Genomic DNA, 13784 nt, shown 5'->3' with positions numbered 1-13784 from the left:
CGCCCCATACCCGTTCAGGGATCGGGCGGGCATCGGAGCGAATAACGCCCAGCGGCACCCCTCAAACCGAATTCGAAAGGATTCACCCCATGTCTGAAATTCAGATTGGCCTCTCTAAGAACGCCCGCCCCACCTATTCCCTGGATGATGTAGCGCTGGTGCCTACCCGCCGTACTCGCGACCGCCGTGACGTTGACACCTCCTGGCAGATTGATGCCTTCAAGTTCGACACCCCGATTATTGGTGCGCCCATGGACTCGGTCATGTCCCCGGCGACCGCCATCGCACTGGGTAAGCTGGGTGGCCTGGGCGTTCTAAACCTCGAGGGCCTGTGGACCCGCTATGAGGACCCGCAGCCGCTGCTGGACGAGATTGTTGAGCTGCCCGAGGCGGACCCCGCCTCAGCGACCACCCGCATGCAGCAGATTTACTCCGAGCCGATTAAACCGGAACTGATCACTGCACGCCTGGAAGAGATCCGTGACTCCGGTGTGGTTGTTGCCGGCTCCCTGAGCCCGCAGAACACCCAGGAGCACTACGAAACCGTGGTGAAGGCTGGCGTTGAGCTGTTCGTCATCCGCGGTGCATCTGTCTCTGCTGAGCACATTTCGACCTCGCACGAGCCGCTGAACCTAAAGAAGTTCATCTACGAGCTGGACGTTCCGGTCATCGTTGGTGGCGTGGCTGGCTACTCGCAGGCTAAGCACCTGATGCGTACCGGCGCAGCCGGCGTGCTGGTGGGCTTCGGCGGCGGTTCTGCACAGACCACCCGTCAGGGCCTGGGCATTTCTGCACCGATGGCAACCGCTATCGCTGATGTGGCTGCAGCACGTTCGGACTACCTGGATGAGTCCGGCGGCCGCTACGTGCACGTGATCGCTGACGGCTCCCTGGGTCGCTCCGGCGACATGGTGAAGGCGCTTGCACTGGGCGCTGACGCTGTCATGCTGGGCGCTCCGCTGGCTCGCGCATCCGAGGCTCCCGGCCAGGGCTGGTACTGGGGCAACGAGGCGCACTCGCTGGACTTCCCGCGCGGCGTGCGCACCCCGCTGGGTGTTGTCGGCTCCCTGGAGGAGGTCCTGTACGGTCCTTCGCACCACGTGAACGGCACCAGCAACATTGTTGGTGCGCTCAAGCGCGCAATGGCTAACTGCGGTTACCTGGATCTGAAGAAGTTCCAGAAGGCTGACCTGACTGTGGTTCCCTCCTACCGCGGCTAATGTAGCTTCAAGAATCACCGCCCGGTGGTTGGTGGGTTTATCCCTCCGACTACCGGGCGGTATTGTTTTGACCTGCTCTTTTAGGTAGGGGTTGAGTCACTGCCTTTGGGAGAATGGAATTTATGACATATTGTGAAACTTTCTCATTTTTATGGTGACTGAGATTATATTTTCACTGTAGTATATCTGGCAAGGATATGGCTAAAGTCTATATTCCTTGAAAGAACTTCTGCAAAACTGCAAGTTCAATACCATATGGATATACCTATCGAAGGAGATTAGAAATGGGTATCTTCGCCCCCCTGGTAAAAAGGTGCTTACCGCTATCGCCTTGAGCGCGACGGCACTGACTGCCGTTCCTGTCGCAACTGTCCCGGCTGTGGCGACTGTTGTTGATGTGCATGGTGGTACTTGGGACTATGGCTCATCTGTCTGGGGTGTGTGGTCTCGTTATTACCACAAAGAAGAACGGCATAGCGCAACCGTTTGGGGAAGTAACTGGGTTTACTCCGGATGTCAGAAGCCCTTTACCACTGCTAGGGCTTGGTCTGGTCGTTCCTGGGACCACACTAACGAGTCTTACTATAACAACCATTGTTAGAGATGAGCGCGTTGGATGTTCTATAGCGTATTAGCAATATGGCCCTGCAAATGATGCAGGCGGCTAATATACAAAATATTTGGCGGGCCGTCTGAGTGAATCTATCAGACGGTCCGCCCATGTGACAGAAATGAATCCCCATGCTTAAGTGTCGATTCCGATTTGGCCGGTATGTATCGGTCCTCACCTCAGTTTATCTATGGGCGACCCTCGCCTCCATTGTGTTCCCTTTCTTCATGCTTCTGAGTATCAACTCGGAGATGTCTCTTGGGCATACCCGTAACCTCCAGATTGCTTCAATCAGTGAAGGCGTAGATACTCGCAAATTTCTAGAGGATATGTGTCAGGAAGCGGAGAAGAACAGTATCGCTATAGCTCGTCGCACCCTTGATGTGTCAGATACTCGGCACGGTATCGTACTCGAATTCTGTGGTGCCGAAAATACTGTACGTGGGTGGGAACAAACAGGATACCCTTCCTATACCCCTGAAGACCGCGTTGAGGTCAAAAGGTTTAATCCGGGCAAGGTTGCAGAAGCGCGAGGTCTCTACAACCTTTATGGCGGTAGTGAGCAACAACGCGCCCAGCTACTCGCTACCCTGCGTGAAAATGGTGCGCATACAACGGAATACGATGTTCTCAATCTCCGAAGTATTGCAGGGTACTACATGGGAACCCCAGGCGGGTATGCCTTTATTGCAACATGCCTAGCCCTTAGTACGGCTCTGATTGGTGCCATATTCCGGCAGACGAAAAAAAGCGCGCGCCTGCGTCTGCATGGAGCATCCTTAAACCGTGTCTACGGTGCACAGCTGCTAGAGTCGGGGCCTGCTATTCTTTGTGGAATTCTGAGCCTCTATGCCCTTTTCTATATATTCCTCGCCCTGTACAATTCGTGGGCTTTTGCGGCTTTGACACTGAAAGTTCAGCTTATTCTGCTGTGCTGGATGTTAGGCCTTATGCTTCTGTTGCATTATGTGGCTTGTGCACTTACTGTAGCTATACCTATTGGACAAGCCCTTAAAGGAAAGGTACCCACGCGTATTACCTATGCGGCTAGCTGGGCGTGCCGCTCTTTGGCGCTTATTCTTGTTGTTGCTACTCTGACCACTTTGGCTTATGCGACTCAGCAAGTCCATGCACTCAATCAAGCCCGCCCCGCGGTGCTTCAGGGTAACGGATATAGTGTGTCCTTTAATGGTTTCCGATATAAGACTAGTGACATCCAGAACCTTCAAGGCTGGAGTAAAGAACAGATAGAATCTGATAACGTCATCCTCGCTAGTGCAGAGAACCTTGTCTATACATCCTATGAATCGATTGAAGCTTATAGAGCCGGAAAGAATGAATCAGGCTCTCTGAAATCTGATCAGAGCTTGGGCCGTACCTTCCTGTACGTGAATCGTGAATATCTGGACAGTAATCCTGAATCCCTGCCAGCAGGCTTACCTCCTCTTGATGACCTGGAAGGTCGTAGCGGTCTTAGCGTCTACTATCCCCAGGAATTGGAAAAGCACACTGATGATATAAGGCACCTTGCTTCTAGTACTTTTGACTCGGCTGATAGCTCTTCTTCCTCGAATAATTTAGAAGCTTCACGTGCTGAGCTTTCGGAGTTGAGGGCATATGAGTCTGTAACGAGATCCTATACATATGGTGACGGTACTAAAGCGAACTACTTTGTGCAGAACCCCATCATTGTGTATGTCCCGAAAACTGTGCTGACTGACAGAACGGAGATGCTCGTTGCCGCCTTCAGTCAGAACGGGGCATTTATTAAGGACCGGCAGAAAGCTCTTGATTCTCTGAAGGGTAGTGCAGCTCGAAGCTACGTAGGTGAAATTCTGCCGGTGAGCGAAAAATATTTTAGTCTCACAAGCAGGATGCAGAGCGAACAACGCATTAGCTTGTATGCGCTCATCATCCTTTCCGTTTTGTGTCTTGTGACCCTTCTGGAGTACGCACGTGTGTACTGCGCAGAACATCAGCAGCGTATCGCTCGTTCCTTTACCTACGGTATGCATCCGACCCGGACTTTCCGTGGGGTTCTCATTGGGGAGGCGGTTTTGACGATTCTTGTCATTAGCTATGGAGTCCTCCAACTAACGAGTTTGGCCCACGAGCAGTATCTCAATGCTGGGGCTGAGACTGCATCTGTTATTGCAGTACTGGCAACGGTACTCTTCACATCCACTGTTATTGTGTCGATTGGTACGAGTTTATGGTCCTTTGGTAGAGGCTACCGAGTTACTGTTGCCAATCATGCGCGAAAGGAAATGTACTGATGACGTCCATCTTAAAAACAGAGAATCTGCTGGCCGTAAGCGGGGGGTCTGTGCGTATTGCAGGACATCCTATTTTTGCTGATGTCCATATTGCTGTAGCTCCGGGGGAAATGATAGCCCTTACCGGTGCTTCGGGAAGCGGTAAGACCACCCTACTCAATTGCCTGGGAACCCTCGCAGATTTTAGTGAGGGCGAGTATTCATTCCGTGGTGCACGGTTAAGCGGAGCTTCAGCGCGAACCCGCCGTCATTTCCGCCGTGATAGTCTAGGGTATCTCTTCCAGAACTATGCCTTAGTAGAAGGGGAGAGCGTTGAAAAGAATATCCTCGGACCGCTCGCGGTTATGCCGCGTTCGCAGCGTCCGAGCCGCAAAGAGCTAGAGTCCGTCCTCGCCCGGGTCGGTTTGTCTGGGCGAGAGAAGTCTCTTATCTACCAACTCTCGGGTGGTGAGCAGCAGCGCGTGGCGCTTGCTGGGCTTATGTTGAAGCAGCCTTCCCTGATTCTGGCAGATGAGCCGACCGGCGCGCTGGACGCCGAGAACGAGGCGCAGGTGCTTGATATTCTGCGAGAGCTGGTGAACGCCGGGGCCTGTGCCATTATTGCTACGCACAGCGATGCGGTGGCGGACTTCTGCGACCGGCGTATTGATATGTCTCAGTTCAAGGGATAAACGAAGAGGATTGTTTTTTGCAATGTGCCGCCTGGCTATGGAGTCGTTAACTCCGTCGCCGGGCGGTACTTTCTTATACAGGGTTTATTTTTACTTGCTGAAAAGAACGGTCATTCGCTGAAGGGTTCCCGCGCCGCGGGCGTTCAACCCCACAATGCGATAGCGTAAAATAGATATATCCCCGCGCAAGTGCGCGGATTAGTACCAACACGTTGAGGTAATTTTCGTGACCAACTCTGTGAACCTGGACCAGCTCGAAGAGCGTCCCGTCCTGGTGGTAGATTACGGTGCACAGTACGCACAGCTCATTGCTCGTCGCGTGCGTGAAGCCGGTATCTACTCCGAAATCGTCCCCCACTCCATGAGCACCGAGAAGATGCTCGCCAAGAATCCGGCAGCCATCGTGCTCTCCGGTGGCCCCTCCTCGGTCTACGCCGATGGTGCACCCAAGGGTGACAAGACCCTGTTTGAAGCCGGCGTGCCGATTTTCGGTATCTGCTACGGCTTCCAGGTCATGGCCCAGACCCTCGGCGGCACCGTCGCCCAGACCGGTCTGCGCGAATACGGCGCAACCGACGCTGTGGTCTGCGCTGAGAACTCTTCCTTCCTCACCGGCACCCCCACTACCCAGAACGTGTGGATGTCTCACGGTGACTCCGTGACCGAAGCCCCCGAAGGCTTCGAGGTGCTGGCAAAAACCCCCGGTGCATCCGTGGCAGCCTTCGTGGACGAGTCCCGCAAACTCGGCGGCGTGCAGTGGCACCCCGAGGTGAAGCACTCTGACTATGGCCAGGTTGCCCTGGAGAACTTCCTCTACAACGTGGCAGGCCTGAAGCCCACCTGGTCCACCAGCAACATCATCGAAGAGCAGGTCGCAAAGATTCGCGAGCAGGTCGGTAGCGACCGCGTCATCTGCGCGCTCTCCGGCGGTGTTGACTCCTCCGTGGCGGCAGCACTGGTGCACAAGGCTGTTGGCGACCAGCTCACCTGCTTCTTCATCGACCACGGTCTGCTCCGTGAGGGCGAGCGTGAACAGGTCGAGCAGGACTACGCAGCCTCCATGGGTATCAAGGTCATCACCATCGACGAGTCGGAGCGTTTTCTCTCCGCCCTCGAGGGTGTCACCGAGCCCGAGGCGAAGCGTAAGGCTATCGGCCGCGAGTTCATCCGCTCCTTCGAAGAGGCACAGCGCAAGCTGATTGCTGAAGCAGGCGAAGAGGGCGCAGACATCAAGTTCCTGGTCCAGGGCACCCTGTACCCGGACGTTGTTGAGTCCGGCGGCGGCGACGGCACCGCAAACATTAAGAGCCACCACAACGTGGGCGGCCTCCCTGACGACCTGACCTTCGAACTGGTTGAGCCGCTGCGCACCCTGTTCAAGGACGAGGTTCGCGCTATCGGTCGTGAGCTCGGCGTTCCCGAGAAGATTGTGGCACGTCAGCCGTTCCCCGGCCCCGGCCTGGGCATCCGCATTGTCGGCGAGGTTAACCGCGAGAACCTGGAGACCCTGCGTGCCGCTGACGCTATCGTGCGTGAAGAGCTGACCGCAGCAGGTCAGGACGAGCACATCTGGCAGTGCCCCGTGGTTCTGCTGGCTGGCGTTCGTTCCGTGGGCGTTCAGGGTGACGGCCGTACTTACGGTCACCCGATTGTGCTGCGCCCGGTCTCTTCGGAAGACGCAATGACCGCTGACTGGTCGCGCCTGCCGTACGACCTGCTGGCTAAGATCTCGAACCGTATTACGAACGAGGTCAAGGACGTTAACCGAGTGGTGCTGGACGTTACCTCCAAGCCCCCGGGAACCATTGAGTGGGAGTAATCCTTCCACCGGTAGGCTCGTAGCTGCTTGAGGTAGTGAGAGTCTATAAAGAAAGCCGCCCGGTGCATCCTGTTAGTGGATGCGCTGGGCGGCTTTCTTCATGTGAGCGTTTCTAAAAAAACTCCGTAGCTTAGATTTTTCGCATAAATTTTAAAGAAAAACGCCGAAATATTTAAAACGAGAGTTCAAATAAAAGAACTAAAAAATCTCCACAAAACCACACGGGGAAATGAAAACCCTTTAATGCGGGTGATGCGGGTGACGAATCGAATCACGCCAATGAGCGCTCGAACCCAATCCAAAATGCAACGCAAAGAATATTCCAAAGCAACAGAACCCAAACGCGCACGCCATGTAGACGCCATAGGTCAGCATCATGAACTCAGAATCATGGTTCACATCCGATGCCACAATTAGGGCCAAAGAGAAACCCAAGATCACAAGCCACATGGCGCTCGCAGCCGCAATCAGCCACGAGATAATGCTCAATACCGGGTGAGGCACCCTAAAGGTCTGCTCAGGGCCCTCGGGGGTGGGCACGGCGGCTACAGAAGCTGTAGCAGGGGTAGTAGACATAGCGGGAGAACGCCACGGAATATGCGCATCAGCATGCTGGCTAGAAGCCTTCGCCGGACGCTGCGGGACACCACCAGATTCGGGAGGGGATGAAAGATACGGCTGTTGCATTGCGGGCTCCTGCATATTTAGCCTCACGGGAGAAGAAACAGCTTAGTTCCTAATCTCGTAAGGAATGAGTGTCAGTGATAGAACGAAAGAATATGGTGGAAAATATATTCCCTCTATATTTCAAGATTAGAAGCGAACCGTCTAAAAAATGAGAGTATCAGCGAATAAGATGCAATATGACGCAAAAATTTCGAAAAATACAAGGAAAAATTAATAAACCTCAATCTGAAGGTTCAGGGTAGGGTTATTAGACAGGGACCTTAACCGTAAAACAACGGCACAGACACAGCAACAGCGAAAGGAACGAGCATGGGAATGATCCTCCCACTCCTCTACTTAGGGGTAGGCTTCGGGCTCGCAACGTTGCTACCCGAGCACTGGGGCAACCACCTGAAAGAAAGCGCCTCCGCCCTGCTGACCTGCTGGATTATCCCCACCGTCATCGTTTATATCGTCGCCACCAGCCGTCCCGAACTCTTCTTCATGGCAGCCTCCACCATGGTGCTCATGGCGCTTCTCGTACGCTGCTCCGGCTTTTTCACTAACGACCCGGTGCAACGGCTCGCCCTCGTCTACCTCAACGCCGGAATCTTCGGAATCCCCGTAGTCGCCAGCTTCTGGGGTGAGGAAGCCGTACGCCTATACGTCGGCGCGTATATCGGCAACTCCGTCATGGGTAATATTCTCGGCACCTCACTCATGCGCAGAGAAACCAATACAGATGGACTCACGACTAGCCGCACCAAGCCCACACAAAAAGCTGCCGTTAGTGCGGTACTACGGTCCCTGCTCACTAACCGCCCCATTGTCGCCGTAGCAATCGGGCTGATATGCATGCCCACCGGACCGTTTCTCAACACCCACGCCGCCGGTATCTACCGGCTCATCACCTGGGTCTTCAGCTTCGTCGGGCTCATGGTGCTAGGCATGTGGCTGAGCACCGCCCGACTGCACCGAACCGACCTAAAACAAGCCCTCGGGTGGGCAGTACTTCGTGTTGTGCTCGTGAGCGTCTACAGTGTCGGCATACTAACCGCTGCATACTGGATGCACACGCATACCGGAGTGCACCTCGATCAGCTACTGGCACACCCGCAGGTACTTTTTATCCTCGGAGTGCTACCGCCAGCCGCTAATATCGTCATTCTGGAAACCCACTACCGGCACGAGGGGACTGCAGCTCCGGTTATTGCTGCCGGGGCAGTCGTCAGCCTGGGAATGATAGCGCTCGCCGTGCCGATTCTGCAGCTGATGTTCTCCGGCTAAGCGGCACTAAGAATGCACGCCGGAATAATAAAGGACAACACAAAAGGAGGGCGGGACATAAGCCTCACCCTCCTTCTGCTGTCTAATACCTTATCGGCACGCGGTAGCACTCAACGAGCTACAGCGCTTATCGAACGATGTAGTACACCTTCGCCTCGTAGGGGCGCAGGGTCGAATCCGCGTCGTCCTTGTAGTTCGAGCTCACCAGCTCAACACGAGCACCAGCCTCAAGAGCCTCAGCAAGCACATCGAAGTCGCGCTCCTGCTCCTCGGCAGTGAAGTTCGAAACCACCAGCAAAGACTCGTTCGCGGGGCTGCCGTCCGCACCACCGGTACGGGTGTACGCGTACACAGCCTCGTCTTCGTTGTGCGGAACCTGAACCGAGTCCACCGGAGTGAAGGCCGCGTAAACCATCAGGTCCTTCAGCTTGCCGCGGCGCAGAGCCACCAGCTGCTGGTAGTGGTAGAAGATCGAATCCTCATCAGCCAGAACAGCCTCAGCGTTAATCGCCGGGTAGTTCGGGTTCACGGCAATCCACGGGGTCACACCCTCGGGGCTGAAACCACCGTTAGCGGATGCATCCCACTGAACCGGGGTGCGAGCATTGTCGCGGCCCTTAATGTAGATTGCCTGCATCGCCTCTTCGTGGCTCAGACGCTTGTGGTCAATGTGCATATCCTCGTAGAAGCGGATCGAGTCACCATCGCGGTAATCCTCAATCGAATCGAACTTCACGTTGGTCATGCCCAGCTCTTCACCCTGGTAAATGTACGGGGTGCCCTGCATGAAGTGCAGGGTGGTCGCCAACTGCTTAGCGGACAGGGTACGGAACTCATCCGAATCGTTACCGAAACGAGAGACAACGCGCGGCTGGTCGTGGTTGTTCCAGTACAGCGAACCCCAGGCGTTACCCGCCAAGGTGGTCTGCCAGTCGTTCAGGATGCGCTTGAGCTCGGTCAGCTTGTACGGCGCGTAGGACCACTTGCCGCCCAGATTGCCGTTCGGGTCGTTATCCACGCCCATGTGATCGAAGTGGAAGATCATGTTCAGCTCACCGGTGTGGTAGCCAGCCCACAGCTTAGCGTCCTCGGGGCTGGTTGCGCTGGTCTCGCCCACGGTCATCACATCGTAGCGGCTGAAGGTCTCACGGGTGAGCTCCTTCATCCACGGGTGTACCATGGTGCCGTTCGCAATGACGAACGGAATTGAGGAAGTGTGCTTCTCAAAGTCAGTGGAGGGGTCATCCGGGTAGCCCTCGGGCTTGGAGATGATGTTGATAGCGTCCAGGCGGAAGCCGTCAACGCCCTTGTCTAGCCACCAGCGGACCATGGAATACAGGTCCTCACGAACCTTCTCGTTCTCCCAGTTCAGATCGGGCTGTTCCTTGAAGAAGATGTGCAGGTAGAACTGGCCGGTCGCCTCGTCCCACTCCCACGCCGGGCCGCCGAACTCGGATGCCCAGTTGTTCGGAGGAATTGGGTTGCCGTCCTCGTCGAAGCCCTTCGGGTCCTTCCAAATGTAGTAGTCGCGGTAGGGGTTGTCCTTCGAGGAACGGGACTCCTTGAACCAGGGGTGCTCATCGGAGGTGTGGTTTGCGACCAGGTCCATCAGGATCTTGATACCGTGCTCGTGAGCGGTTTCGAGCATCTCGTCGAAGTCTTCCATGGTGCCAAAGTCACTCATGATCGCGAAGTAGTCAGAGATGTCGTAGCCGTTGTCCACGTTCGGCGAATCGAACACGGGGGAGAGCCAGATGACGTTGATGCCCAGCTTAGCCAGGTAGGGCAGCTTCTCGGTGATGCCCTTAAGATCACCGATACCGTCGCCGTTTGCGTCGTTGAAGGAGCGGGGGTACACCTGGTACACCACGGCTTCCTTCCACCACTGGCGGCCTTCGTAGGAGGGAACCTCGTATGCCTCGGAGTTGCTCATAATTGCCTTTCTATACCGGCTAACCAGCCAAAAAGAGAACAAGTTGTCTGTGAAAAATAAAAGACGGTGAAAAATAAAAGATAGAAACCCACGCCGGTGCGGGAAACCCCAAACTATGGGGGTTTCCCGCACCCAAATGCAAGAGCCTTACTTACGCATTACCGAAAAGGTAAACCTTCACCTCGTAGGGACGCAACAGGGTACCCTCGTCGGTGAACTCGCGGTTCTCGTCGCGGTAGTTCGAGCTGATCAGCTTCGGGCTGTTCTCAGTTGCTTTCAGCTCAGCAGGGGAGAGAGCCTGCGAGTTGGTCAGCACCACTGAGTCCAGGTTGCCGCCCGCATAGTTCAGCTGAACGGTGTCATCGGTAAAGTTAGCGACAACCAGCAGGGTGCGCTCGCCGGTTGCTTCGGCGTCCTCGTCGGAGTTCACGCGCAGGTAGGCGTAGACCTGCTCGTCTTCTTCATCCAACAGGCGGTACTCACCGGTCAGGACAATCGGGTGCTCGCGGCGCAAGCTAATCAGGTCGCGGTAGTGGTAGAACACGGAATCCGGGTTAGCGAGCTCTGCCTCTGCGTTGATTTCGGTGTAGCGCGGGTTCAGCTTCAGCCACGGGGTGCCGGAGGTGAATCCTGCGTTCTCGCCGGCGGTCCACTGCATGGGGGTGCGGGCGTTGTCGCGGCCGGAGGTGCTGATGTAGCGCAACATATCCTCCGCGGAGACGCGGCCCGACTCTTCAACGTACTTGCGCCAGGAGTCGTGAATCTCCAGGTCGTTGTAGTCCTTCACATCGTCAAAGAAGACGTTGGTCATACCCAGTTCTTCACCCTGGTAGATGTAGGGGGTGCCATGCATCAGATGCAGTACGGTGCCCAGCATCTTGGCGCTGACGGTGCGGTACTCAGGGGAGTCGTTACCGAAGCGGGAGACGGTGCGCGGTTGGTCGTGGTTGTTCCAGTACAGGGAGTTCCAGCCGCGGCCGTGCAGACCCTCCTGCCAGTGGGTGAGGACCTTCTTGAGGTCAACCAGGTTGAAGCGGCGGTCGGACCACTTGCCGGTCACGCCACCTTCGGAGGCGTCTACGTCCATGTGCTCGAATTGGAACACCATCTGCAGCTCATTGCGGTCGAAACCGGTGTAGAGCGCGGCGTCGTCCACGGTCACGCAGGGGGTTTCCCCCACGGTCATGACCGGGTACTTGCTCAAGACCTCGCGGTTCATCTCCTGCAGGAATTCGTGCACGCGCGGGCCGTTAGCTGCGACAGCCAGGGAGTTGTCGAGGCCGCCAGCGAGGACCGCAGGGTCCTCGGGGAAGGAGAGGTCCTTAGAAATCAGGTTGATGACGTCCATGCGGAAGCCGTCCACACCCTTGTCCAGCCAGAAGCGCATGATGTCGTAGACCTCTTCGCGGACCTTCGGGTTCTCCCAGTTCAGGTCGGGCTGCTTGATGGAGAAGTAGTGCAGGTAGAACTGGCCGGTCGCCTCGTCCCATTCCCACACGGAGGGGCTGAAGCAGGAAATCCAGTTGTTCGGCGGAATCGGGTTGCCGTCCTCATCGAAGCCCTTGGGATCGCGCCAGATGTAGTAGTCGCGGTAGGGGTTGTCCTTGGAGGAGCGTGCCTGCTTGAACCATTCGTGTTCGTCGGAGGTGTGGTTGACAACCAGGTCCATCATGAGCCTAATGTCGTGCTTGTGCGCGGTTTCGAGTAGCTCATCGAAGTCTTCCATGGTGCCGAACTCAGTCATGATGGCGCGGTAGTCGGAGATGTCGTAGCCGTTGTCATCATTCGGCGAGGCGTAGATGGGGGAGAGCCACAGCACCTGAATACCCAGCTTGGCGAGGTACGGAATCTTCTCGGTAATGCCGGGCAGATCGCCGATGCCGTCGCCATTGGAATCGTTGAAGGAGCGGGGGTAGATCTGGTAGACCACCGGTTCCTGCCACCACTGGGTTTGGGTCGTCATGATTGTTCCTTCCCTTGGTATGGTTGCGTGGGGCCGCTCTGTGGGCGGCTAAAGTCTGATTAGCGCTGGTTGGTGAGAGGCGTAAGGAGGCTCTGCGGTGCCCAGCTGGAGGGGTCAATGTCCAGGAGCAGACCGCTGTGATCGGAGATCGCTTCGGGGGAGTTGTCGCGGAAGACTACCGCGTGAGAGTTGACCGTGAGCAGTCGGTCGGCGAAAACGAAGTCGATGCGCTTGGCGTCAGTGTTACCTTCCCAACCGGCGATTTCGCGGTGGACGGTATTCTCACCGTCCGTGTGCTCAGCCAGCATGCGGGTGTCAATCATGCCGCTGGAAGTCACATATGCGTAGCCTTCATCGCTCAGATGCGCGGCAGAGTTAAAGTCGCCGCCGAGTAGCACGGGTGCGGTGAGGGCGCATTCTGCGAGTGCCTGCGAGAGACGGGTGTATTCCTGCGCGAAGAGGGGTTCGCCGTCGAAGTCCCACCAGGACATGTGGGTGGTGGCACACCAGAAGGTGCCCGTCTCAGTTTCGATGAGCGCAGCTTGGGCTGCACGGCGCTGTACCTGGTGGTAGACGTAGTCGGGGGACATCTCGATGGGCTTGATGCCGCGAATCGGCAGGCGCGAGAGGATTGCGACGCATTCGTCGTAGAGGTCCCAACCGATGTGGGTTTCGGTGAGGGTCCACTCATAGCTTGCACCCATTTCGTTGAGTGCCTGTACGAGTAGCAGGGCGTAGTTATCTTCGCGGACCGGCACGCCTGCGCCGCCGCGGTAGTTCAGGGGCTCCTTCACAACGGGGGTGGAGGTGAGCTGGTTGACTTCCTGCAGCGCAATGACATCTACCTGCTGTTCAATGATGAACTTTGCAAGGATGCGGATTTTCAAAATCTGGTGGATTTCGCACCAGCTATGGGTGTTGAGGGTGAGGAAGCGCATATAACTAAGTCCGGGGTAGTGTATGAGAAAGAAGTTTGAGGGACGCACCCCGTTGTTGAAGGTTGGGAGCACAGCGGGGGCTCTGGACCTATGGGTGCACTGTTTATGCTATCGATTCTGTGCGCTGGGTAATAGGGAAAAAGTCTCATCTGCAGCAAGTATTTTTAACCAGTGCCGGGAGATGTTTCAGGTTCTGAAAAACTCTTTCAAAACTTCATAAATTGGTATCTCTGACTACGTAAAAGCTGGCATTATTGTTTCTGTCTAAAAACACATTCGGCATTTAGCGCACGCAGGTCATGTGGCGCCGATTTCATACACTTCCAATTAATTAGAGGTATAAAGATACGGCGCTCGAATGCATGAACAGCAGGTTGGCAATGAACGCCAACCCCTGCGTC

The 13784-nt window shown here is 55.8% G+C and carries 10 protein-coding genes; 6 read left to right on the top strand and 4 right to left on the bottom strand.

The window, feature by feature from the left end; all coding sequences use genetic code 11:
• Positions 1–89 precede the first annotated feature (89 nt).
• The 5 genes from QFX05_RS04210 (at position 90) to guaA (ending at position 6596) form a co-directional block, all read left to right on the top strand.
• Positions 90–1220, top strand: a complete 1131-nt coding sequence (locus tag QFX05_RS04210) for a GuaB3 family IMP dehydrogenase-related protein (protein WP_049353743.1) — start codon at positions 90–92, stop codon at positions 1218–1220.
• Between the two features lie 313 nt (positions 1221–1533).
• Positions 1534–1821, top strand: a complete 288-nt coding sequence (locus tag QFX05_RS08390; protein ID WP_459550495.1) for a lactococcin 972 family bacteriocin — start codon at positions 1534–1536, stop codon at positions 1819–1821.
• A gap of 236 nt (positions 1822–2057) precedes the next feature.
• Complete coding sequence (locus QFX05_RS04205) at positions 2058–4106, top strand: hypothetical protein (RefSeq protein WP_279741217.1); 2049 nt, start codon at positions 2058–2060, stop codon at positions 4104–4106.
• Positions 4106–4777: an ABC transporter ATP-binding protein gene (locus tag QFX05_RS04200; RefSeq protein WP_279741215.1), complete on the top strand. Its 672-nt coding sequence runs from the start codon at positions 4106–4108 to the stop codon at positions 4775–4777. Before QFX05_RS04205 ends, QFX05_RS04200 begins: the two co-directional genes overlap by 1 nt.
• A gap of 226 nt (positions 4778–5003) precedes the next feature.
• On the top strand, positions 5004–6596 hold the full coding sequence (guaA, locus tag QFX05_RS04195) for a glutamine-hydrolyzing GMP synthase (RefSeq protein ID WP_279741213.1): 1593 nt from the start codon (positions 5004–5006) through the stop codon (positions 6594–6596).
• A 240-nt stretch (positions 6597–6836) separates the two neighbouring features.
• On the opposite strand, the gene QFX05_RS04190 is transcribed toward guaA, so the two are convergent.
• Entirely contained in the window at positions 6837–7298 is a 462-nt protein-coding gene (locus QFX05_RS04190; protein ID WP_279741211.1) for a hypothetical protein, read from the bottom strand.
• A 294-nt stretch (positions 7299–7592) separates the two neighbouring features.
• On the opposite strand from QFX05_RS04190, the gene QFX05_RS04185 reads away from it, so the two are divergent.
• Complete coding sequence (locus QFX05_RS04185) at positions 7593–8549, top strand: AEC family transporter (RefSeq protein ID WP_279741210.1); 957 nt, start codon at positions 7593–7595, stop codon at positions 8547–8549.
• A 127-nt stretch (positions 8550–8676) separates the two neighbouring features.
• Here the strand turns inward: QFX05_RS04185 and QFX05_RS04180 are convergent, their stop codons facing one another.
• From QFX05_RS04180 to QFX05_RS04170, 3 genes are all read right to left on the bottom strand, one after another.
• Positions 8677–10482, bottom strand: a complete 1806-nt coding sequence (locus QFX05_RS04180; protein ID WP_279741209.1) for a glycoside hydrolase family 13 protein — start codon at positions 10480–10482, stop codon at positions 8677–8679.
• 151 nt (positions 10483–10633) lie between these two features.
• Entirely contained in the window at positions 10634–12445 is a 1812-nt protein-coding gene (locus QFX05_RS04175; RefSeq protein WP_279741208.1) for a glycoside hydrolase family 13 protein, read from the bottom strand.
• 59 nt (positions 12446–12504) lie between these two features.
• Entirely contained in the window at positions 12505–13383 is an 879-nt protein-coding gene (locus QFX05_RS04170; protein WP_279741206.1) for an endonuclease/exonuclease/phosphatase family protein, read from the bottom strand.
• Positions 13384–13784: the final 401 nt, after the last annotated feature.

This window comes from Rothia similimucilaginosa (genome assembly GCF_029850875.1).
GTDB lineage: Bacteria > Actinomycetota > Actinomycetes > Actinomycetales > Micrococcaceae > Rothia.
Note: the sequence above shows the minus strand (reverse complement) of the source record. Positions and strands in the feature narration are given on the sequence as shown.